This window comes from Clostridium sp. (genome assembly GCF_051656525.1).
Lineage (GTDB): Bacteria > Bacillota > Clostridia > Clostridiales > Clostridiaceae > Clostridium.
This window is the reverse complement of record NZ_JBOGCC010000148.1, coordinates 1-24109: the sequence shown is the minus strand read 5'-3', so window position 1 is coordinate 24109 and position 24109 is coordinate 1. Positions and strand designations below refer to the sequence as shown.

22 protein-coding genes and 1 pseudogene are annotated in these 24109 nt (G+C 28.9%); 15 read left to right on the top strand and 8 right to left on the bottom strand.

Annotation, left to right across the window (positions count from 1 at the left end; genetic code table 11):
• The 7 genes and pseudogenes from ACRDDY_RS07505 to ACRDDY_RS07475 all read left to right on the top strand — a co-directional run.
• Nucleotides 1-968: pseudogene (locus ACRDDY_RS07505) on the top strand (DNA polymerase III subunit alpha); the annotation flags it as partial.
• A 399-nt stretch (nt 969-1367) separates the two neighbouring features.
• Nucleotides 1368-2633, top strand: coding sequence for a helix-hairpin-helix domain-containing protein (locus ACRDDY_RS07500; RefSeq protein ID WP_438564329.1), 1266 nt, complete (start codon nt 1368-1370; stop codon nt 2631-2633).
• A gap of 532 nt (nt 2634-3165) precedes the next feature.
• The gene (gene pfkA / locus ACRDDY_RS07495) at nt 3166-4125 is read left to right on the top strand and encodes a 6-phosphofructokinase (RefSeq protein ID WP_438564328.1); all 960 of its coding nucleotides are present in this window, start codon (nt 3166-3168) and stop codon (nt 4123-4125) included.
• A gap of 70 nt (nt 4126-4195) precedes the next feature.
• On the top strand, nt 4196-5614 hold the full coding sequence (gene pyk, locus ACRDDY_RS07490) for a pyruvate kinase (protein WP_438564327.1): 1419 nt from the start codon (nt 4196-4198) through the stop codon (nt 5612-5614).
• 462 nt (nt 5615-6076) lie between these two features.
• Nucleotides 6077-7009, top strand: a complete 933-nt coding sequence (locus ACRDDY_RS07485; RefSeq protein WP_438564326.1) for an AAA family ATPase — start codon at nt 6077-6079, stop codon at nt 7007-7009.
• Nucleotides 7010-7177: 168 nt separating this feature from the next.
• Nucleotides 7178-7720: an NADH peroxidase gene (locus ACRDDY_RS07480; protein ID WP_438564325.1), complete on the top strand. Its 543-nt coding sequence runs from the start codon at nt 7178-7180 to the stop codon at nt 7718-7720.
• A 116-nt stretch (nt 7721-7836) separates the two neighbouring features.
• Nucleotides 7837-9141, top strand: coding sequence for a putative sensor domain DACNV-containing protein (locus ACRDDY_RS07475; RefSeq protein ID WP_438564324.1), 1305 nt, complete (start codon nt 7837-7839; stop codon nt 9139-9141).
• A 32-nt stretch (nt 9142-9173) separates the two neighbouring features.
• On the opposite strand, the gene ACRDDY_RS07470 is transcribed toward ACRDDY_RS07475, so the two are convergent.
• Nucleotides 9174-10190 (bottom strand): aromatic acid exporter family protein, encoded by a 1017-nt coding sequence (locus ACRDDY_RS07470; RefSeq protein WP_438564323.1) that lies wholly within the window; start codon nt 10188-10190, stop codon nt 9174-9176.
• Nucleotides 10191-10336: 146 nt separating this feature from the next.
• Nucleotides 10337-10816: a thioredoxin family protein gene (locus ACRDDY_RS07465; protein WP_438564322.1), complete on the bottom strand. Its 480-nt coding sequence runs from the start codon at nt 10814-10816 to the stop codon at nt 10337-10339.
• Between the two features lie 91 nt (nt 10817-10907).
• On the opposite strand from ACRDDY_RS07465, the gene ACRDDY_RS07460 reads away from it, so the two are divergent.
• The 4 genes from ACRDDY_RS07460 (at nt 10908) to ACRDDY_RS07445 (ending at nt 14270) form a co-directional block, all read left to right on the top strand.
• Complete coding sequence (locus ACRDDY_RS07460; RefSeq protein WP_438564321.1) at nt 10908-11591, top strand: response regulator transcription factor; 684 nt, start codon at nt 10908-10910, stop codon at nt 11589-11591.
• A 77-nt stretch (nt 11592-11668) separates the two neighbouring features.
• Nucleotides 11669-12583 (top strand): ABC transporter ATP-binding protein, encoded by a 915-nt coding sequence (locus ACRDDY_RS07455; RefSeq protein ID WP_438564320.1) that lies wholly within the window; start codon nt 11669-11671, stop codon nt 12581-12583.
• Complete coding sequence (locus tag ACRDDY_RS07450; protein ID WP_438564319.1) at nt 12576-13349, top strand: hypothetical protein; 774 nt, start codon at nt 12576-12578, stop codon at nt 13347-13349. The genes ACRDDY_RS07455 and ACRDDY_RS07450 overlap by 8 nt, the downstream gene beginning before the upstream one ends.
• 15 nt (nt 13350-13364) lie before the next feature.
• Nucleotides 13365-14270, top strand: a complete 906-nt coding sequence (locus ACRDDY_RS07445; protein ID WP_438564318.1) for a sensor histidine kinase — start codon at nt 13365-13367, stop codon at nt 14268-14270.
• A 43-nt stretch (nt 14271-14313) separates the two neighbouring features.
• Here ACRDDY_RS07445 and ACRDDY_RS07440 read toward each other — a convergent pair whose 3' ends face one another.
• The 6 genes from ACRDDY_RS07440 to ACRDDY_RS07415 form a co-directional block, all read right to left on the bottom strand.
• A complete protein-coding gene (locus tag ACRDDY_RS07440) occupies nt 14314-14670 on the bottom strand; it encodes a DUF1667 domain-containing protein (RefSeq protein WP_438564317.1) in 357 nt (118 codons plus the stop codon).
• Nucleotides 14664-15929: an NAD(P)/FAD-dependent oxidoreductase gene (locus ACRDDY_RS07435; protein ID WP_438564316.1), complete on the bottom strand. Its 1266-nt coding sequence runs from the start codon at nt 15927-15929 to the stop codon at nt 14664-14666. Before ACRDDY_RS07435 ends, ACRDDY_RS07440 begins: the two co-directional genes overlap by 7 nt.
• Nucleotides 15930-15941: 12 nt before the next feature.
• On the bottom strand, nt 15942-17369 hold the full coding sequence (locus ACRDDY_RS07430) for an NAD(P)/FAD-dependent oxidoreductase (RefSeq protein ID WP_438564315.1): 1428 nt from the start codon (nt 17367-17369) through the stop codon (nt 15942-15944).
• Nucleotides 17370-17539: 170 nt separating this feature from the next.
• Entirely contained in the window at nt 17540-19039 is a 1500-nt protein-coding gene (gene glpK / locus ACRDDY_RS07425) for a glycerol kinase GlpK (protein WP_438564314.1), read from the bottom strand.
• Nucleotides 19040-19060: 21 nt separating this feature from the next.
• Entirely contained in the window at nt 19061-19621 is a 561-nt protein-coding gene (locus ACRDDY_RS07420; protein WP_438564313.1) for a glycerol-3-phosphate responsive antiterminator, read from the bottom strand.
• A gap of 19 nt (nt 19622-19640) precedes the next feature.
• Entirely contained in the window at nt 19641-20348 is a 708-nt protein-coding gene (locus ACRDDY_RS07415) for an MIP/aquaporin family protein (protein WP_438564312.1), read from the bottom strand.
• 369 nt (nt 20349-20717) lie between these two features.
• Between ACRDDY_RS07415 and ACRDDY_RS07410 the strand changes: the two genes are divergently transcribed.
• From ACRDDY_RS07410 to ACRDDY_RS07395, 4 genes are all read left to right on the top strand, one after another.
• On the top strand, nt 20718-22160 hold the full coding sequence (locus ACRDDY_RS07410) for a PLP-dependent aminotransferase family protein (protein WP_438564311.1): 1443 nt from the start codon (nt 20718-20720) through the stop codon (nt 22158-22160).
• A 31-nt stretch (nt 22161-22191) separates the two neighbouring features.
• Nucleotides 22192-22368 (top strand): hypothetical protein, encoded by a 177-nt coding sequence (locus ACRDDY_RS07405; protein ID WP_438564310.1) that lies wholly within the window; start codon nt 22192-22194, stop codon nt 22366-22368.
• Nucleotides 22369-22564: 196 nt separating this feature from the next.
• On the top strand, nt 22565-23203 hold the full coding sequence (locus tag ACRDDY_RS07400) for an FMN-dependent NADH-azoreductase (protein WP_438564309.1): 639 nt from the start codon (nt 22565-22567) through the stop codon (nt 23201-23203).
• A gap of 114 nt (nt 23204-23317) precedes the next feature.
• Nucleotides 23318-23668, top strand: a complete 351-nt coding sequence (locus ACRDDY_RS07395) for a hypothetical protein (RefSeq protein ID WP_438564308.1) — start codon at nt 23318-23320, stop codon at nt 23666-23668.
• The last annotated feature ends 441 nt before the right edge of the window (nt 23669-24109 follow it).

The window sequence follows — 24109 nt, the reverse complement described above, 5'->3', positions numbered from 1 at the left end:
GAGATGTTGGTAGGGCTATGAATTATGCTTATGCAGAGGTTGATAGAATTGCTAAGATGATTCCAACTATGCTTGGAATAACAATAGAGAAGGCATTGGACTTTAATCCAGAGCTTAAGGCTGTATATGATTCAGAAGAAAGAGTGAAAAATTTAATTGATGTCAGTAAGAATTTAGAAGGACTTCCAAGGCATTCATCAACACATGCAGCGGGAGTTGTTATAGCATCAAAACCATTAGTGGAGTATGTTCCATTACAAAGAAATGATGAAATGATAGTTACTCAATTTGGTATGAATACATTAGAGGAGCTTGGGTTATTAAAAATGGATTTCCTTGGCTTAAGAACTCTAACTGTAATGAGTGATGCTGTAAAAATGATTGAGTACAATAGGGGTATAAAGCTAGATTTAGATAAGATAGATACAGAGGACAAAGAAGTTTATAAAATGATAGGAGAAGGTAAAACAGCAGGTGTATTCCAACTAGAATCTGCTGGAATGGTATCTTTTATGAAGGAATTAAAGCCAGATTGTTTAGAGGATATCATAGCCGGAATATCCTTATATAGACCAGGTCCAATGGCAGAAATACCTAACTATATAGAAAGAAAAAGAAATCCAGAAAAAGTAACATATGTAACACCAGAATTGGAAGATATCTTAAATGTTACCTATGGAGTAATGGTTTACCAAGAACAAGTAATGGAAATTGTTAGAAAATTAGCTGGATATTCTATGGGACGAAGTGACCTTGTTAGAAGAGCAATGTCTAAGAAGAAGCATAAGGTCATGGAGGAAGAAAGGAAAAACTTTATCTATGGAATAGTAGATAAGGATGGAAATGTTGAAGTGCCAGGTTGTTTAAGAAATGGTATTTCAGAAGAGGCTGCAAATAAGATATATGATATGATGATGGACTTTGCTTCATATGCTTTCAACAAGAGCCATGAAGTGTGCGTGGCATTATAAAGTGATTTATAATTAAAAACTCCTTAAATTGCTGGAACCCCCTAAAGCTACTTAAACTACAACAGAATTTGAAAAAATAAATGTGAAAGTGGTAGAAATACAGAAAAAATTAAGTAGATGATATAAGAGTAAAATCTAAGTATTAAATGGTTTCTTATGGGGAACGATATAAAAAATGGGAAATCAGCAACGAAATTTCTAAGGGAGTATTTATATGGACAGAAAGACCTTAAAAATAATTTATAAATTAAGAAAAATAAAATTTATAAGGCAAATTTAGGATTGGAGAGAAAGTATAAACTACTTCGATGAAAGACGCTCAGAGACTATAATAGGAGATACTTTTTAAAAGTATATGGTATAGTCCAGACTACAACTATTATTAATGATAGGCTTATGAAAGTAAGAGTAGTAGTGGCAGCAGCATATGGAATTATAGGTTATCAAACAGCCTATCTGATGAAATATTACCCTGTGGAGATGATAGCAGCGATGCTTAATTCTGTTATGGGTATTAGTGAGAAGGTTGCACATTATATTAAATTTGCAGAGAGTGAAGGAATACAGGTAATTAGACCTACAGTTAATTTAAGTCATACAAGATTTACTGTTGATGGGGACAGAATTATTTTTGGTCTTGCAGCAGTTAGGAATGTAGGGGTTAATGTTTGTGAGAATATTGTTAGAAGCAGAGAAGCTAAGGGTGATTATACATCTTTAATGGACTTCATAAATAAGGTCGATTTAAGTGCTATAAATAAGAGAGCTGTTGAAAGCTTAATTAAGGCTGGAGCTATGGATGAGTTTAAGGTTTATAGATCTAAGATGCTTGGTGTTTTTGAGAAACTTATGGATGGTGTTTCTAATGAGAAGAAGAGAAATATTGATGGCCAAATAAATCTTTTTGGTGGGCTTGAGGAAAGTGAGGGTGTACCAGAGGTTTCTTATCCTAATATAAATGAATTTAATAAGAGAAATCTTTTAAGTATGGAAAAGGAAATGACTGGATTATATCTTTCAGGGCATCCTTTAGATGAATATGAGAAGAGTATAAAACTTCAAGCATCTATTGATATTCAGAGTATTTATGATTCTCATAAGATACTGCAAGAAGAGGTTGAAAAAGGCATTCTAGATGACGAAGCTTTAGATAGCATTAAGGTTAAGGATAATCAAACTGTAATATTAGGTGGAATATTAACGGAGGTAAATCAAAAGGTAACTAGAAATAATACTTTAATGGCTTTTCTAAAGCTTGAGGATTTAACTGGTGAAATAGAAATTATAGTATTCCCTAAGACTCTAGATAGAGTAAGAGATAATATACAGTTAGATGAATTAGTCTTAATGAGAGGTAGAATAAGCTTAAAAGAAGATGAAATGCCAAAGCTTATATGTGAAAAAATTGATCCATTAGAAAAAGTGGATAGTAGTAAAGTCTATATTAGAGCAAAGGATATAGGAGAGGTTAAGAAAATAAATTTAGAGCTTAAAAATTTAAGTGAAGAGTTTAAAGGAGATACACCAGTTTATATTTTTGATGCAAAAGATAGAAAAAGCTATAGAGTAAACAGAGATTTATGGGTTAATTTAGAAACAGATATTATTAATGTTTTAAAAGAAAAGTATTTAGAAGAGAATATTAAGATATTAGAAAATTAAGAAAAAAGTAGATTTGGTTATGAATAATCAAGTCTACTTTTTTTCTATATAAAAATGAAAGATTTTTGCAATAGTCAAAAAATACAGAAAATTAATAAAAATAATCTTGATATTTGTCGAGAAAAAAGCGATAATTAACGTATAATAAAAGATATAAGAAAAATTTTTAATATTTTTAATTATGTCTATAAGTTTGAAAAAATATTAAAAAAAATTTACAATATATAATATATGTTTAAGAAATGGCTGGATATTTATTGAATTTGTAAATGAAAATTTTTACAAAAATCAAATCATTAAAAAAATCATATATTTAGATAAAGCAGGTTTTATTAGGGTATAATAGAGTTATAAACAGTAGTTGTTAATATATCTTAATAATCTTCAAAGTAAGAAAAAGCTAAAAAGATGTACAATATAATTGATAAATTTATGGTTTTTATGTACAATTATAGTCGGTCATGTAAATGTGGGAAGTTTTGTTACCAGTGGGTCATTTTAAGCCCCTATGGTAATATAAGGAGGAGTAAAGATGAAAAAGATAGCTATTTTAACAAGTGGTGGAGATGCACCAGGAATGAATGCTGCTATAAGGGCGGTAGTAAGAACGGCTTTAACTGCAGGATTAGAAGTTATGGGAGTTCATAGAGGATATAGTGGATTAATTAATGGTGAATTATTCCCAATGAATAGAACTTCTGTTTCTGATATAATTCAAAGAGGAGGAACTATCCTTAGAACAGCTAGATGTCCAGAATTCAAACAAGAAGAAGTTAGAAAGAAAGCTGTTAAAATATTAAAGGCTTATGGAGTAGATGCATTAGTAGTAATTGGAGGAGATGGTTCATTTACAGGAGCTAAGCTTTTATCAAAGCTTGGAGTTAAAACTGTAGGACTACCAGGAACTATAGATAATGATCTAGCTTATACTGACTACACTATAGGATTTGATACAACTTTAAATACTGTTTTAGACGCAATAAACAAAATAAGAGATACTTCGACTTCACATGAGAGAGTTTCAATTGTAGAAGTTATGGGTAGAAATTGTGGAGATATAGCTTTATATGCAGGTATTGATGGAGGAGCTGAGGCAATAATAACGCCAGAAAAAGGTTTCGACAAAGATGAACTTTGCAAAACTATATTAGAAGGAAAATTAAAAGGAAAAATGCACAACTTAATACTTCTTGCAGAAGGTGTTGGTGGAGCATTTAAATTAGCTGAAGAAGTAGAAGACGTTACAGGAATTGAAACAAGAGCTACTGTTTTAGGACACATCCAAAGAGGTGGAAGTCCAAGTGCTTTTGATAGAATGTTAGCTTCAAGAATGGGAGCTAAGGCTGTAGAGATATTATTAGCAGGTAAAACATCAAGAGTTATTGGTTCAGTAGATAATAAAATTGTTGATATGGATATCGACGAAGCTCTTGCCATAGAGCGTAAATTTGATGAAGATTTATATGAAATGGCAAAAGTATTATCTAAGTAATCATTAATTAAATAGATTTTAATATATTAAATTTTGGGTTTAATACAAACTAGAGGGAGTGTTATTTGTAATGAGAAAAACTAAAATGATTTGTACAATAGGACCAGCAAGTGAAAGTGATGAGATATTAACTAAGGTTATAGAAGCAGGAATGAATGCTTCAAGACATAACTTCTCACACGGTGATCATGAAGAGCACAGAGGAAGAATGAATAAAGTAAGAAAGTTAGCTGCTGAATTAGGAAAAGAAATAGCTATCGTTCTTGATACAAAAGGACCAGAAATAAGAACTGGTAAATTTGAGCCAAGCAAAGTAGAATTACAAAAAGGTTCAGAATTCACAATCTTCGTTAAAGAGGAAGTTATAGGAGACACTACTAAATGTTCAGTAACTTATGATGGATTAGTAGATGACGTTGTAGCTGGAAACACTATTTTAATAGATGATGGTTTAGTAGGATTAACTGTTAAATCAGTAGAAGGAAACAAGGTTATTTGTGAAGTAATGAATACTGGATTAGTTGGAACTCACAAAGGAGTTAACGTTCCTGGAGTATCAATTAAATTACCAGCTTTAACTGAAAAAGACGAAGCTGATTTAAAATTCGGTTGTGAAATGAAAGTAAATATGATCGCTGCATCATTCGTAAGAAAAGCAGAAGACGTACTTGCTATAAGAAAAGTATTAGATGAAAATGGTGGAAAAGATATCTTAATCTGCCCTAAAATAGAAAACCAAGAAGGTGTTGACAACATCGATTCAATAATTGCTGTTTCAGACGCCATTATGGTAGCTAGAGGAGATCTTGGAGTTGAGATTCCAATAGAAAATGTACCAGCAGTACAAAAAATGATAATTGAGAAATGTAATATAGCTGGAATTCCAGTAATTACTGCAACTCAAATGTTAGATTCTATGATAAGAAATCCAAGACCAACAAGAGCAGAAGTTTCAGATATAGCTAATGCTATATTAGACGGAACAGATGCAATCATGTTATCAGGAGAAAGTGCTAACGGAACATATCCAGTAGAAGCAGTTTCAACTATGTCAAGAATAGCTACACAAGCTGAAAAGCAATTAGATTATGAAGTAGCAGTATCAAAAGCTAAAAAACATATACCTGCAATAGCTGGTGTTATTAGCAGAGCAGCATGTAATGCAGCTAATGAATTACAAGCAGCAGCAATTGTTACTTCAACTAAGAGTGGAGCTACAGCTAAGAGATTATCTCAATGTAGACCAGAGTGTCCAATCGTAGCTATAACAAAAGATGAAGTAGTTGCTAAGCAATTAGTATTCGCTTGGGGAGTATATCCAGTAGTTGCTGATAAGTTTGAATCAACTGATGCAATGATGGAAAAATCAGTTATTATAGCTGAAGAAAAAGGATTTATTGCTAAAGGTGACACAGTAGTTATCGCAGCAGGAGTACCTTTAGATAAAGTTGGAGCTACTAACTTAATGAAAATTGAAATAGTAGAATAATACTTTGAAGAAGAAGCCTTAGGGCTTCTTTTTTTTATGAAAATAATAGTTAAAAGAAAGAATTAAAGAATTTTATAAATCTTAGAATAAAACAATATATAACTAAATACCTATTGAAAAATAAATAATAGCAAAAAGTGATTATTGAAATAAAAAAGTAATAAATTCTTAATAATTATAACTATGAAAAATAGGCTATAATGAATATTATCAATTCTAAAGGTTAAGACTTTAGAAGTATGAGAAAATACATGGCAACTGATTTAAATTTACTCAAATTATTACAATGTTGACGGCAACCAACAGAGTGATAGAAGCAGATACTTAGGATTCTTTGGATTCTAAGTATTTTTTTATATGTTTTTAAAAGAAATTGTTATTTTTTGGAGAAATGGATGATATAATAAAAGAAAAAAGATTAAGGAGGAATGTAGGGAGTAATTTTCCTGCTAAACTAAATTTATGCAAGAAACTTTTATAAAGAAAATCATAGTAAAAGATTATAAGGTTTTAAAGTATGGGGAAATAGATTTAAAGAACACTAATTTAATAATCACAGGAAAAAATGGAAGTGGAAAAACAATTTTATTAGAATCTATAAATACATTTTTAAACTCCCTAAATTTAAAGGAGTATAATAATGTTATAAATTTAAATGAGGATATAAAAGAATGCAATAAGAATTTATATTTTCTAAGAGACGAAGAGATTTTAACTGAAGCATCTAAAAGTGAGATAAATAAATTAAAAAATAGGTTAGAATTTTTTAGTATAAAAAAAGAGAAGTTTTGCACTGGTGTAGAACTTAAAATAGAAGGTAATAAAGAATTACAAAAGAGATATGATATAGGAGAGTTTTTATTTTTATATTATAAATCAAGAAGAAATATTGAGATTGATGATATAGCATTTAAGGAATATTTGTTTCAACTTAAAGATAGAGAGGAAGAAGCTATAGCTGTTGAAGATGAGGAAGAACTGGTATTAATAAAGAGATGGTTTAATATGTTTGAAAGGCTATTAAAGCTTCTATTCTCAGTGAAAGATCTGAAGTTTTATTATGATGAAAAGATAGAAGACTATGTTGTAGATATAAAAAATAAAATTCCATGTACATTAAAAGAATTGTCTGATGGACATACAGCTGCATTAAAATTCTTTGTGGAGATAATGAGCAAGATGGAGAAGATTAGAACAAACAAGTATGATGTAGAAGGAATTGTGTTAATAGATGAAATTGAAAAGCATATACATCCAAACATACAAGAGAAAATAGTACATTTATTAAAAGAAATGTTTCCACATATTCAATTTATCATAACAACTATGTCAAAAATTATATTAGAAAATAGTGCAAATGCACATATATATGATTTAGATAAAAAAACTGATTAAAAATTTAGTCAGTTTTTTTATAGAAAATTTTAAAAAAGTCTTTACAATGGATAATAGTTATTATATAATAAATATGTACCAAAGAGGTGCAATAAGAAGATTAAAACTAGATTTTAAGAAGTCTAGAGGAATAAATTTATGTGTGTGAAAATAGAGGAGGAAATTATTATGAAAAAATTTGTTTGTACAGTATGTGGATATATTTATGAAGGGGCTACTGCTCCAGAAAAATGCCCAGTATGTGGTGTAGGAGCTGATAAATTCAAAGAAATGGAAGGAGACATGGCTTGGGCTGATGAGCATAGAATCGGAGTAGCACAAGGTGTTGACGAAAGAGTAATTGAAGGATTAAGAGCTAACTTCATGGGAGAATGTACTGAAGTAGGAATGTACTTAGCTATGTCAAGACAAGCTGATAGAGAAGGGCATCCAGAAGTTGCTGAAGCTTATAAAAGAATAGCTTTCGAAGAAGCTGAGCATGCTGCTAAATTTGCAGAAATGTTAGGTGAAGTTGTAGTTGCTGATACAAAAGCTAACTTACAAGCAAGAGTTGACGCTGAATTTGGTGCATGTCAAGGTAAAAAAGATTTAGCTACTTTAGCTAAACAATTAAACTTAGATGCAATCCATGACACAGTTCACGAAATGTGTAAAGATGAAGCTAGACACGGAAGAGCTTTCAAAGGATTATTAGACAGATATTTTGCTTAATTTTAAGATGAAATTTTGACCTGTAAATCAAATGATTTACAGGTTTTTTATTTTCTAAAGTTGTTGTAAAGGAGTATAATCTTTAGTAGAAAATATAATATTAGGAGGAGTAGTGTATGGAGAAAAATAAATTTGCATATCCTATTGATTTAGCAAAAGAAGTATATAATTTCTTTTATTTAAATGGAACAGCATTAAAAGTTACAGTTGAAGATTTAGAATCACTTTTTGAAGTAGCTTATTTTGCTAGTTTAAAAACTGAAGAATTACAACCTATTAAAGTGAGGCTTACATATATCAATAAAAACATCCCAGATTTTAATCCACCAAAAAGAATAATGAAAAATAGATGGTCATACATAAGGTTTAAAGATGATGTGGAGTTAACTATTTCAAATCTTGTGAAAATAGCTAAAGCAGCAGATCCAGAGGTAACAGCATTAGCAGTTGATTTTGTAAATGGGAAATGGATTATATGGGGTATGATTGACCAAGAGGATTCATATCATAACTTTATTTTAAATGAAAGTAATACAGGACCAGAAAGGCCAGGAACATTCTATTTAGATATAGAAGAACTTGCAGAGCTTGTTGTTTATAAAGGATATAAGCAGATTGCGAGTTTAAAAAAGAGTGTTTTAATAAATAATCAAATAGATGTATTTAAAGAAGGATTAGTTATAGAGAAGCTTCAAGAATATATATATGAGTACATAATGAATGTTGAAAATAGGACTCATGATGAAATCTATGGTCATAGAGATAGTTGGACTGGAACTTTAAAACAAAAGTGGATATCAATAATTTGTAGAATACTTATAAATATAAAAGAATATAGACATGGTGGTGCAATACTGATTGATAATGATATTTTAGATGAAGATTTAGATATAAAGTATAATATTCTTTATAATAGGCTTGGAAATCAAATTTTAGAATATGGTGAAAGTTTAGTGAAATTAAATTTTTTAGAAGATAGGATTTTTGATCAAATAATGGGCAGTAGTAAAGCTGGAATATCAAATTTATTAATAAACAAAAAGGATTGTACGCTTATAGATGTTAAAGAATATGAAAATAGTATAAGTGGTGCAATAAAATATATTTCATCATTAAGTTGTGTTGATGGTTTAGTTTTAATGAATTCTAAGTTTGAGGTAAATGGTTTTGGTGTTGAGATATTATGTAATGAAAAGCCACCTAAAATATATATTGCAAAAGATGCAAGAGGTAGAAGACTTCAAGAAGTACGCTATGAGCATTTTGGAACAAGACATAGATCAATGATGAGATATTGCTATAAGAAGCCTAATAGCATAGGATTTGTAATATCACAAGATGGTGATATTAGAGTTATGATGAATAAGAATGATAGCGTTATTCTATGGAATAATATAAAAATATTAAATAATGATCATTAAAAAGAATGCTAAAATAAAATTTAGCATTCTTTTTAATTATATAGAGAATTTAATGTTATAAGTGTATTTCTATATTTAATAAGCTTACTTAGAATAAGTATATTAATATCGTTATTAATATCTAATTTTGAATTATTAAAAGTAATTAAATTGATATTTGTTTTTTTAAAATCATTTTTAAAATATTTATCAAATAGAAGCTTATGGTTAAAAGCTAAATTAGAGAAAAGTTCTTTTAAATAAAGCTTGTTTGATTCTTGTAAAGAATTAAAAGTCTCTTTGTTTTCAAAAATGGTGTCTATTAGTTCATAAGAAGCCATCGAAACATCACCTAATGATTTTAAAAATGAAATTTTACGATAATAATGTCGTAAATGATTAGTTAATGATATTGTAGTTAATTCTTTTTCTAAAGTATCAATATTAGGTTTTATAGAGACTAGCAATTTATTTAGACCTTTAAGGTCATCACTAGAACTTATATCTATGTCACTAAGAAGGATATTTTGAAGTTTAAAAAGGCTAAGTGAAAAGTTTTGGATTGATTTTTCAAGCTTAAAGCCTTGATTTAAAGGTAAAAATAATTCATTAACTAAAATTGCTAAAATTGATCCTACAATTATTGAGACAAAACGTGTCTCAGTAGCTGAAGGGGTACTCATTATCATAAAAAATATTGTACTTGCTGCAATTAAGCTAACTAAACTAAGCTTTTGTTTAGCTAAATTTAATTTATAGTATATAAGCATTGTGACAGATGAAATTAATGCAAGGGCATAAATATTCCAATTTAAAAGAATTCCTATGATTAATGTAATTGTCGCACCTATAAAATTAACTATAACACGTTGGATACAGTATGATCTTGTCGCAGAAACTGTCGGTAAAAAAGCAAAGATTATTGAAATTGTAATGACAGTAGTTGTCGCACTAAGATGTTTATCAAATGAACTTAAAAAAATAGCAATTAATGATGCAATTAAAACTTTTAAGGCTTTAACTTCATCACTAATAGATAGTTCCATAAAAAATTGTCTAGCCTTTTTCATTTGTAACCTCCTTTAAAGAAGCATTAAGTATATTTTAACATAAATGAGATTTGAGTCATATTATAGAGTGATTAAGTTAAAATGAGGAGAATTAGGAATGAAAAGTAATATAGAAAAACACCTGTCATAAAAAGACAGGTGTTTAATTATTTGAAAAATGATAATAAATCTTTTTTTAATTCATTATAATATTTGTTATCTCTAAATTCTGCAACAATATTATCCTTATCTGTTGGATTTATTGAAATTTTATTATCAACAGCAGTAGGAAATTCTAAAAATTCTTTTAGAATTTGTCCATTAGAATCAAGTTTTAATATTGTAGGTATGCGAACAGAGCCAGTTAAATTTTTAAGGATGTCTTTATGTCCTTCTTTATCAAAAAATTTAACTTTAGCATTAGGGTTTTTCTTAGCAATTTGTAATAATACTGGCATTATTGTTGCAGCATCTTTACAACGTGTCATTGAAAAAACTGCAATATTTAAGGGTTCATTACTAATTTTTGAAATAGATTCACTATGAATAGGGGACTTATCATAAAATTCTTTATTCATTTTTTTATCTTCATCAGTTCCAAGTTTCATGTATTCATCATAATTAAGACCATTTTTAAAATTTAACATAACATCACTTCCTTTAGATTATCATACAAAAAAGTAAATGGAAAAACAAGGTATCTTTTATGATATAATGGGTAAAAATGGGAGGGGTAAAATGAAGAGAAATATACTTATAATTGAGGATGATAATGATATAAATGAATTACTTAAAGATATGTTAGTTGACAATGGGTATGAAGCTCAAAGTGCATATTCAGGAACAGAGGGACTTTTACAGTTAAAGATAAACAAGTTTGATTTAGTTTTATTAGATCTAATGTTGCCTGGAAAAAGTGGTGATGAAATATTAAGTTTAATTAGAGAGGAAAGTGAGGTTCCTGTAATTATAATATCTGCAAGAGAGGAGATTGGATTAAAGGCAAAAATTCTTAGATTAGGAGCAGATGATTTTGTAAGTAAGCCTTTTGATGTAGATGAAGTTTTAGCAAGGATAGAAGTAAACTTAAGAAGAAATATGAAGAGTAATTTTATAGATGAGAGGAAAGTATATAAAGAAATAAACCTATCTAGTGAGACTAGAACAGTTTGTATTAATAAAGAAAAAATAGAATTAACTCAGATAGAGTTTGATATCTTAGAGCTTATGATTAGGTACCCTGATAAGGTTTTTTCAAAGGGGAACTTATTTAAAAGTATTTGGGATGAAGAATTCAACTGTGATGATAATACTATAACAGTTCATATAAGTAATTTAAGAAATAAGATAAAAAAAGCAGGAGCAAAAGAGAAGTATATAAAAACTATATGGGGGATTGGATATAAGTTAAATGCGAATTAAGACTTTCTTAAGACTTTCTTTGAGGTTACTTAGAAGTCTATGTCTATTATAAGGATATAGAAGGAGGTATTAAATTTATGAGTTATGTTATAAAAACGAAAAATTTAAATAAGAAATATAAAAGTATAGAGGTTCTTAAAGATATAAATATCAATATAGGAGAAGGACAAATATATGGGTTAATCGGAAAAAATGGAGCTGGTAAAACTACTTTAATGAGAATAATAACTGGATTATCTAATTTAAATGAAGGTGAACTCGAGCTTTTTGGAAAGACAAATGGGTTAATTAAAAGTAGAAAGAGAATAGGAATATTAATAGAAACACCAGCTTTTTTTGATGATTTAGATGCATATAAAAATTTAGAGATTTTAAGAAGAGCAAAAGGAATTCCAGGGAAGGAATGTGTAGAAGAAAAACTAAAGTTAGTTGGATTAATAGATGTTAAAGGAAAGAATATAAGTCAATATTCTTTAGGAATGAAACAGAAACTTGGACTTGCTATGGCACTTTTAACAGATCCAGAAGTTCTTATATTAGATGAACCTACAAATGGACTAGATCCAATGGGAATAGTGACTATGAGAGAATTATTAAAAAGGCTAAATAAAGAAAAAGGGATAACTATATTAATATCAAGTCATATATTAAATGAGTTAAGTCAGATTGCAACAGTTTATGGAATAATGAAAGATGGAGAATTGATTGAAGAGATAGGTCTTAAAGAATTAGAAGAGAAATCAAAAAAAGCATTAGAAATAACTGTAGATAATCCAGAGAAATGTACATGGGTTTTAGAAAATATATTGAATATAAGAGATTATACGGTTCTAGATAAAAATATTATAAGAATTTATGAAAGAATAAATGAAGGTGCTATTATTAATAAAGAGTTAGCATTGGAGAATGTATTTATAAGTAAGATGGGTGTAGTTGGAGAAAGCTTAGAAAACTATGTACTAAATGCTATGGAGGGAATCGAAAATGCTTAATTTGTTAAAGGGTGATTTATATAGATTATTTCATAGTAAGTATTATAAAAATGCTTTTATTGCCACAATAGTCATAGGAATAGTTGCTTTACTGTTAGGTGAAGTTAGAATTATGAGTTTTACAACGCCAGAAGGAATACAGTATGGTTTTAATATAGGTGCAGAATATGGTGAGAATTATTTAGAGTTTTTAAAATCTGCATTAGGTACAGCTATTTGTATGTATATAGTGGGAATATCTTTAACTTCATCAATTATGATAAATAAAGCTAATAATGGAAGCTTAAAAAACATAGTATCTTATGGATATGAAAGATGGAAAATATTAAGCTCAAGTGTTATTTCATTAATAATGGGGATGGCTATTTTAATAGTAATAAATTTTGCAATAGTAATGACAGGATATGTTATTTTAGGAAGACCGACAGGTGTCACAATTGAATTATTATATTTGACAGTAAAATCAATAGGAGCATATATATTGATTTGTGGAACAAGTATTGGTATATATGGAGTAATAACTTTTTTATTACCAAGTGCATCAATAATATCAATACTTGCAGTAGTAGAAATTTGGGGATTAACTATGGTAGGTCATATGCTATCAGAATCCTATATAAATTTTATTCCAATATTACTATTAAGAAATTTAGCTAGTGGAGTAGAAAATATAAGCTTTATGACAGTAGGTTTTTGGATGATACTAATGATAGCAGTAGTTTTAGATATAGGTAGAATGATATTTAATAAATTTGAGATAAAGTAAGTACGAGGAGAGAAAATGATCATTTTAGTTTTTATATTAGGGATAGTAATAGTTATTTTACTCTCCTATATAATTTTAATGAAGAAAGAAATTAAGAATATATCAGGGCAATTGAATGAATACAATAATAAGGAAGTTGATAAAAAAATAGATATAAATTTAATAAATAAAGAAATAGAAGATTTAGCGAGAAGTATAAATAAGCATATAGATTTATCAAAGAAAATGAAGATTGAGGAAGTAAGAAGGAAAGAAGAGTTAAAAGAGATGATAGCAAACATTTCTCATGATTTAAGAACACCTTTAACATCTATAATTGGATATGTTCAAGTTATAAAATCAAAAAATGAAAAAGATGAAAAGGAAAAAGAGTATCTTAATAAAATTGAAAAGAGAGCAAAAGATTTAAAGAAGATGTTAGATGATTTCTTTAGACTATCTGTTATAGAAAATGAAAGCTATAAAATAGAATTAGAAAAAATAAATCTAAGTGAGATAGTATGCGACAAAATAGTAGACTTTTATGATGAGTTTGAAAAGTTAGGAATAGAACCAAAGATAGATGTGAAAGAAAATATTTTTTGTTTAGGAAATGTAAGTGAGACAGAAAGAATCTTAGAGAATATTTTAACTAATGCATTAAAGAATACGACAGGAGAGGTGTCGGTAAAGATTCTACATAGGAATGATTATGTAGAATTAATTATCTCAAATTCAAAAAGTAATAATGAATTTATTGATGCGACAAAAGTATTTGAAAGGTTTTATAAGGGAAGCGACAATAGTAGAAGAGGCAAAAATACAGGGATTGGATTATCGATAGTTAAGGAAGTAATCCAAAAGATGAATGGAAAAATTGAAGCAACAGTAAGTACTAATGAATTTAGATTAAATTGTCGCTTTAAAAGAATAGAATATTAATTAACAAAGAAGAAGTCTGTCATGCGACAGACTTCTTTTAAATCTATAAACTAAGAGATAAAGATTTAGTTGCGACAATATTTGAGCCAGTATTTAAAACATTCTCTAGTATGATGTCGCCAGTTTTTATAGGCAGTGAAATAGAGATGTTATTAATTTCTTTCATAATAGCAAATATCATGTCTTTTGGAATAGGCACACTTGTTTTTACAGGCAATACTATATTGTCGCAATTTTGTATTTTAATAGTAGATGTGACAACTCTTGTAGGATTTTTAACTTCATTTAATCCATATACTTTTCCGCGGGGACAAGTGTTACCAGTGACAGTTTCATTTTCAGTATCTACAGTTAGGTGACAGCCTTTAGGGCAAACAATACAAATTAATTCTTTTAACATAAATTTTCACCATCCTCTAATGATATTGTTAAAGGTCCAGTAGCTTTGGCTAAATTAGTTTTTAAAATTGTAATTCTCTCCATTTCAGCAGGAGCAACGTGAGGTTTTTTGAATTTTTGGATTAAATTCCCTTCTGAATCACGAACAACAATAAATTTATCTTTAAAGACATTACGAACTCTCATAAAGATAGAAAGACAGGAAGAGAGAGAATCCATTTCAAACTTTTGAGGTACGGTATAAGAGATATTTGTACCATTTGTTATTTCTATGAAATTATTTGACTTTCTTTTACCTTTGATATACTTAGCAGCATTAATTCCAGCATTTTTTGATTCTTCAGTTACAAAGTCAACTAGGTCATGAACATGAACTACGTTACCACAAGCAAATATTCCATCTTTATTTGTTTCCATACTTTCAGATACTATAAGTCCATTAGTTCTCATATCTAGATTTATGCCAGCATTTTTAGATAATTCATTTTCAGGAATTAGTCCAACTGATAGAAGAAGAGTGTCTACATCAAATTCTATTTCACTTCCTTCTATTGGAGTAAACTTTTCATCTACTTTTGAAATTATAACTTTTTCTAAACGTCCGTTACCAATAACATTAGTAACAGTGTGAGATAAGTATAAAGGAATATTATAATCTTCTAAACACTGAACAATATTTCTAGTTAATCCATTTGAGTAAGGCATAAGTTCAACAACAGCTAAAACTTTAGCACCCTCAAGTGCCATTCTTCTTGCCATAATAAGCCCAATATCTCCTGAACCAAGTATAAGAACTTTTTTACCAACCATTTTTCCTTCCATATTAATAAATCTTTGAGCTGCACCTGCTGTAAAAATTCCAGAAGGCCTATCACCAGGAATAGAAATAGCACCTCTTGTTCTTTCACGGCAACCCATAGCTAGAATTATAGCTTCAGCATTTAAAGTTAGATATCCATTTTTAGAATTTATAGCATGGACAACTTTTTCTTCAATTTCTAAAACCATAGTATCTAACATAACTTCAATGTCTGTATTATTTACTAAGTTTATAAATCTTTCAGCATATTCAGGGCCAGTAAGTTCTTCTCTAAAAGTATGAAGACCAAATCCATTATGAATACATTGATTTAAAATACCACCAAGTTCAATATCTCTTTCTATAATTAAAATGTTTTTAACACCATTATTATAAGCTTCATAAGCAGCAGCAAGTCCTGCAGGTCCTCCACCGATTACGATTAAATCATATTTCTTCATATATATTCCCCCTTACTTTGTTTTTCCTACTATAATATAAGAATCTTTTTTATCTAAAAGAATATCTTTAATATCTATATTTTTTTCTCTTGAAATAATTTCTTGAACACGAGGTCCACAGAAACCACCTTGGCATCTACCACATCCAGGTCTACATCTTCTTTTAACACCATCAATAGTTGTAGCACCAAGAGTTCTATTTATACTATCTACAATTTCACCTTCAGTTATATTTTCGCATCTGCAAATAATACGTCCGTATCTTGGATCTTTACTTATAAGATTAATTTTTTCTTCTTTAGAAAGCTCCATAAAGTGAACTTGTTTTCTTTCTTCAATAAAGTTTTCTTTTTTATTTAAAATTAAACCAGAAGATTTAAGCATTTCTACTATATCAATAGCGATAGCAGGTGCAGAAGTTAATCCAGGTGATTTTATACCAGAAGCATTGAAAAATCCTTTAACATCACTTTCTCCAACTATAAAGTCAGGATAATTTGCTATAGCACGAAGTCCAGCAAAGTTTCTTATGTTTTCCCTAAAATTTATAAGTGTAGTAGTTTTAAGTGAAGTTTCTTTAATTTCATTTAGTCCTTTAGATTCAGTAGAAACTGAGTCTTTATCAGTAGTATCAGTTGCATTAGGTCCTACTAAAAGATTTCCATGAACAGTAGGAGTAACTAAAACTCCCTTTCCAAGAGAAGAAGGACATTGGAATATAGTATTATTGAATAAATTTCCTTGGCTTTTATCTAAAACAAAGTACTCACCTTTTCTAGGTGTAATTTGAAATTTTTCATTAGAGATAAGATTATTAATATTATCAGCATGAACACCAGCTGCATTTACAATATAATTGCTTTCTATAAAATCACCATTTTCTAAGGTGATTTTAAAGGTGTTAGATTTCTCAATATTTATAACTTTAGAGTTTAATCTAAGTTCACCACCATTATCAATAGCATTTTCAGATAGAGCAATAGTAAATTCATAAGCACCTACAATTCCACCGGTAGGACAATGTAGTCCACAAGAAACATGGTTATTTATGTTAGGTTCTAATTCTAGGACTTTTTCTCTAGATAGAAGCCTTAAGTTTTGTACATTATTTAAAATACCTCTATTATAAAGAATTTCTAATTCTTTTTTATCTTCTTCATTAAATCCAATAATAAGTGAACCATTTCTTTTAAATGGAACAGATAGTTTTTTACAAAGGTCTTCAAACATTTCATTTCCTAAAACGTTATACTTTGCCATAAGTGTTCCAGGTTCTGGATCATAACCAGAATGGACAATTGCAGAATTTGCTTTTGAACAACCCATAGAAACATCAGTTTCTTTTTCTAAGCAAAGAACATTTAATTTATATTTAGAAAGTTCTCTAAATATTGAACCTCCAATAACTCCTGAACCAATAATAACTACATCATAAATCATTTATATCGCTCCTTTTCAGCAAAAATAAAAGAGCCAACTCAAAAAGGACATAACAATGCCTTCTTGTGTTTAGCTCTATTTTCTCTTCTCACACAAAAATAAAAATTTTTTATTCATTTGATAATAGTATATCATAATAATGTAAAAATTTCCATATTATTTTTGAAAATTTAATCATCTAACTCCCATGATTTTGCACGGCTAACGGCTTTTTTCCACTTTTTATAATATCTATTTCTATCTTCTTCAGAAACAGTAGGATTAAACTCTTCACTAGCAAACCAAAGTTTAGATATTTCCTCTTTATCCTTCCAATATCCAACAGCAAGACCTGCTAAATATGCAGCACCAAGAGCAGTTGTTTCAGTTATGATAGGACGGACTACTTTTTTACCAACTAAATCAGATTGGAATTGCATTAGGAAAGAGTTTTGACTAGCTCCGCCATCAACTTTTATAGAATTTATATCATATCCCACATCTTCAATCATAGCTTCAAGAACATCACGAGTTTGATAAGCAATTGATTCAAGAGAAGCTCTTATAATGTGATTTCTATTTGTACCACGAGTTAACCCAAAAATGCTTCCTCTAGCATACATATCCCAGTGTGGAGCACCAAGTCCAACAAAAGCAGGAACAACGTATACACCACCATTATCTTTAACTTTAGATGCAAAATATGCAGTATCACTAGAATCAGTTATTATTCTTAATTCATCACGAAGCCATTGAATTACAGCACCACCAACAAAAACTGAACCTTCTAAAGCATATTGAACTTTTCCATCAAGACCAATAGCAATAGTAGTTAAAAGACCATTTTTACTTTGAACAAGTTCTTCACCAGTATTCATTAATAGGAAGCAACCAGTTCCATAAGTATTTTTAACATCACCCTTATTAAAAGCAGCTTGACCAAAAAGTGCAGCTTGTTGATCTCCAGCTATACCAGAGATAGGAACTCTAATACCGCCTTTAGAACCTAAGTTTGCATATCCATAAATTTCAGAAGAATTCCTAACTTTAGGAAGCATTGACTTAGGGATATCTAAAATCTTTAGCATTTTTTCATCCCATTCTAAAGTTTTAATATTAAAAAGCATAGTTCTAGAAGCATTAGTATAATCAGTTACATGAACTTTTCCACTAGTAAGTTTCCACACAAGCCACGTATCAACAGTACCAAATAAAAGGTCACCATTTTCAGCTTTTTCACGAGCTCCTTCTACATTATCTAAAATCCATTTGACTTTAGTCCCAGAAAAATATGCATCTAAAACAAGTCCAGTATTTTCACGGATATAATCTTCATGACCTTGTTTTTTTAAATTATCACAGATTTCAGCAGTTCTTCTACATTGCCATACAATAGCATTATAGATAGGCATTCCAGTGTGTTTATCCCATACAATAGTTGTTTCTCTTTGATTTGTAATTCCTATAGCTGCAATATTTTCTTGAGTTATATTAGTTTTAGCTAAAACTTCTTGAAGCACACTATATTGAGTTGCCCAAATTTCCATAGGGTCATGCTCTACAAAACCTTCCTTTGGATAAATCTGATTAAATTCTTTTTGGCTTACACCAATAATATTTTGTTCGTTATCAAAAATTATTGCTCTTGAACTAGTTGTTCCTTGATCTAAAGCTACTACATATTTATTCATACAATCACCTCATAAATTTTTTTACATGTACCAAATATTCTCTCTAGTTGTAGATACACAGGTTGCACCTGCATTTAGCGCATCCATTACATCTTCTTTATCTGAAATTAATCCACCAACTATAAGTGGTTTATTTATTGTATTTGATAATTTTGTTATTATTTTAAATAAAAGCCCAGGTAACATTTCAACAGCATCACAATCTGATACTAAATGATTTGATGCACCTTCAAAAGAAAGACTATCTAACATAAATACCCTTTGAATGGCTATAAAGCCTAATTTTTTAGCAGCTTTTATTGTTTGTGCCTTAGTGCTTATAATACCTCTAAAAGTAGTTTTCTCTTTTAAATATTGCAGAGCAATTTCTCTATTAGTTAAGCCATCAACTAAATCTATGTGTAAAATTCCAACTTTTCTAGAGTCAGAAATCTTTTTAGAGATAGTAACTACATCTAATACATTTCCAAAAAGCACAAAAATTACATTAACATCTGTTTTTAAGGCATTATCTAATTGCTTCATATCTTTAACAGCAGCAACAATTGGATTATCCTCAAGAATTCTTCTAAAGTTTAACATTAAATAGTCCCCCTAAATTTTAAAAAATATTTGTATAAACTAAGGCTCCACAGATAGCTCCTAAAATAGGTGCTATAACAGGAATTAAGGAGTACCCCCAATCAGAATCACGTTTATTTTTTATAGGTAAAAGAAAATGAGTAATCCTTGGGCCTAAATCTCTAGCAGGGTTTATAGCATATCCAGTTGGTCCACCAAGTGAGACTCCAATAACTAAAATAAGTAACCCAACTGCAATTGGTGAAATTCCATCTACCATTTTAGCAGAACCTAATCCTAATATACCAAACATTAGGATAAAAGTACCAATAAATTCAGTGAAAAAGTTCCACTTTAAATTTCTAATAGCAGGAATAGTACAGAAACAGGCTAACTTTGAATCACCATCTTCAGTCTCTTGAAAGTGATTATAGTAAGTAAGATATACTATAACAGCTCCTAAAATAGCACCAATAAATTGAGCAATTATAAAGATTCCAACTTTTGACCAAGTTAAATCTCCAATAAACCCAAGAGCAATAGCTACAGCAGGATTGAAAACTGCACCACTAACACTAGAAAAAATAAAAACAGGAATACAAACTGCCATTGCCCACCCAAAAGCAATAACAATGAGTCCTGAATTTTCACCCTTAGTTTTTTTGAGAACAACATTTGCTACAACACCATTTCCTAAAATAACAAGAATCATTGTACCAAAAATCTCAGCTAAAAATTGTTGAAACATAAAACTCCCCCTTTTTGTTATATAAATAATGAGAAAAAGAGAGTTAAACAATGGTAGGGCAAATAAGCCTTGCGTTCAACTCTCTAAATACTCTATAGCACAAGTTTGAAAAATATATACATACAAATTATTACATTAAAAGTATAACATGGAATGTAATTGTTTTCAATTAATTATATTATAAAAATATAAATTTATTCCTAAAAAGTTATAGAGCCTGTTACCTTTCTAAGAGGGGATGTATGATATATTGTAGATGAAGAATTAAAAATATAGTTATTAGTATAAAAGAGGAATTATTGAATATAGTGATAAAAATTAGGTTATTAAATATAGAAAGATTGATTATAGATAGGAGTTGAAATAAAGATGATTTTTTCTAGCTTAGATTTTAATGATAAAGAACCTATATATAAACAGATAGAAAATTATATAAAGAATATGATAGATAAGAAAATGATAGCAGGGAATGGAAAGTTACCTGCAACAAGAGAACTTGGGAGAATATTAGGAGTTAGTAGAAATTCTGTTATTACAGCTTATGAGAATTTAGAAGAAGAAGGTGTTTTGTATACTGTAAAAGGAAAAGGAACATTTGTTACTCCAGTAGAGTCAGATATTAGCGAAAAATGGAGTATTTCCTGGGAAAACAAACTTAATAGATACGGGAAAGTAGCAAATGAATTAGATATAGTAAAAAATGAGATTCCTTGGGATAGAGGAATAATTTCATTCAAAAGTATATCTCCAGATGGAGCATTATTTAATATAGAAGAATTGAAGAAATCATTTTTAAATAGAATTTCAATAGAGGAACATAGAATATTAAATTATGGCTATGCAAAAGGATATAAACCATTAATAGATTGGTTATTAGAATATATGAAAAAGAAGGGTGTAGATATAAGAGGAAAAGATATTCTAATAACGAATGGATTTACAGAAGGATTAGATATGATTCTATCTGCATTTACAAAAGAGGGAGATAAAATTATATGTGAAAATCCAACTCATAATACAGCAATAAAGATTATGAAGGCAAATGGAATAGAGATAGTAGGAATAAAAATGAATGATGATGGTATAGATGAAAAAGAATTAAGAGAAAACTTAGAAAAGGAAGATATTAAGTTTGGATATCTAATTCCTTCATATCATAATCCAACAGGTCTTGTAATGAAAGGTGAGAAAAGAAAAGAAGTTTATGATATTTTTAAAGAATATAATGTACCTATATTAGAAGATGGATTTAGTGAGGAATTACTATATAATAGTACACATTTATCTCCAATAGCATCTTTTGATGTAAATGGAAGTGGAGTAATATATTTATCAAGCTTTTCAAAAATACTTTTTCCAGGACTTAGAATAGGATGGATATTAGGTGATAAAAAGCTAATTACATTATTAGAGAGTGTTAAGAGATGCAAAAATATTCATACATCATTTTTAGATCAAGGGATATTATATGAGTATTTGAGAGAAGGATATTTTGATAAGAATATAAAAAAGGTAAAGAAAGCATATAAAGAAAAATATAAATTTGCAATCAATTGTATAAAAAAATATATAAAACCTAAAAAGATATGGGGAGAAGGTGGACTACATATTTATATAGAACTTGAGGGTATAAATAGTAGAAAACTTTTAGAAGAATGTTATAAGAAGAAAGTGATTTTTACACCAGGAGATATATTTTCAATGGATTCAAGTTCAGATAATGCATTTAGGATTGGATTACCTAGAGTAAGTATAGAAGAAATAGAAGAAGGAATAAAGATAATTGGAGAAACGGTAAAAGAGATGTTATAATTGAAGATATTTTTTAGGAGGATGAAAAGGAATGTTTACAAGTGAAGAGTTAATGGTAATAAAAGAAGCAATAAAAGTTGCAGATGCAGAGTATATGAAGCAAATAGAAGAAGCACAAGGAAAAGGAAGAGTAGCTATAAATAAAAAACAAAAAAAATTATGGCTTGTGCAAAATAAATTAAATAAGATAATAGAAGAAAATAAATAAAATTGATAAAAGACTGTCTTTAAAATAGATAGTCTTTTTATTTTTATAATTTTTAAAAAGCTTAAAATTAGGTACTGCAAGTTGAATCTAAGAACACTATATATTTAGTAGTAATTTCTAAGAGGATTTTGGATTTTTATCGGAAAGATGGAGAAAATAATATAGTGATAAAAATTTAAGTAAAGAGGTGTTTAAAATGAAACTACTATATATAATAGTAAATTCAAAAAGTGAAGAAGAATCTTCAAGTAGAAAGGTATCAAGAAAATTAGTAGATATGATTAAACAATTTCATCCACAATGCGATGTAGAAGAGATTAATCTTTATGAAGACTATATACCAAGATTAGATGCAAAATATTTTAGAGGAAGAAATTGTTCAATACAAAAAAGTTCTGAGTTATCAGAAGAAGATAATAAAGCAATAGATAGAATTCATGAGTTAGCTAATCAATTTGCAAAAGCAGATGCATATGTTATAGGCGCACCATTATGGAGTATGTCTTTTCCAAGTCCATTAAAAGAATATCTAGATTGTGTAGTACAACAAGGAAAAACAATAGAAATATCAGAAAAAGGATGTAAGGGATTATTAGGTGATAAGGAAAGAAGAATGATATATGTACAATCGTCAGGTGGGCCATTACCGATGATAATAAAGAAACAAATGAATCATGGGGTGGAATATGTTAAGGATATAGCACATGCAATGGGAATAGCAAAGTTTGAAGAGCTACTGGTAGATGGAACAGGATTTACTAAAGAAAGCAAATTAAAAGCAGAAGAAGAAGGGATGGAAAAAATATTACCGTTATTAAAGAGTTTTAGAAAATAAAGATTAAAACTTTCTAAATAAAGCATTATAATAGAATAAAAAGAATGTATTCTAATTATTTATATATAATATGTTAAGTTAGAAATAGATAGGATATTAAGTTAGGAGAAGAAAATGGAATTAATAGATATATATGAAGAATATAAAAAAGTGAATAAAGAATATGTAAAATATAATGAAGCTTTATTAGAAAGTAAATTTACAACAAATGATAACGAAGAGATAACTAGAACTTTAACTGAGTATAAAGAAAAGTTTGAAGAATTAAAAATAAAAAGTGATGGAATAGAGATAAATAAAGAGGAAGAAGATAATTTAAAAGATGTACAGTATTTAATAGTAGATGCTATTTTCGTATCTTATGATTTAATAAACTTTTATGTAAATGGACATATTGAAAGATTTAAGATGAGAATAACTAACTATATAAATAAAATGAGAAAAGTTGAACATAATCTAATATAGAATAATTAATTGAATTAAAGGAATAATAAAAAAGAGAAGTTCTCTATTATGTCCTTTAGAATTTTAGAGAGGGATTTTAAGTGAAAATGGCTTAAAATCCTTCGTTTTTCACAAAAGTAAAAATTAATTATAGCACACCCTACCTAGTGTATCAAGATATAATAAAGATAGAAAAACAGAGAAAAAAAGAGTATTAATAGAATAATCAACATAAATACAGATATATAATTATGGAGTGTCGAAAAATGCGTGTATAATAGTCTATGTTGAGTGGTTAACCCCACTGAGAAACAACAAAATGGTCTTTGAAAATTGAACAGATTAATATATAAACAAACTTAAACCAGCAATTCTTTTATTAGTAAGTTTTATGAGCAATTTAAGATTAAACTTTTTATTGAGAGTTTGATCCTGGCTCAGGACGAACGCTGGCGGCGTGCC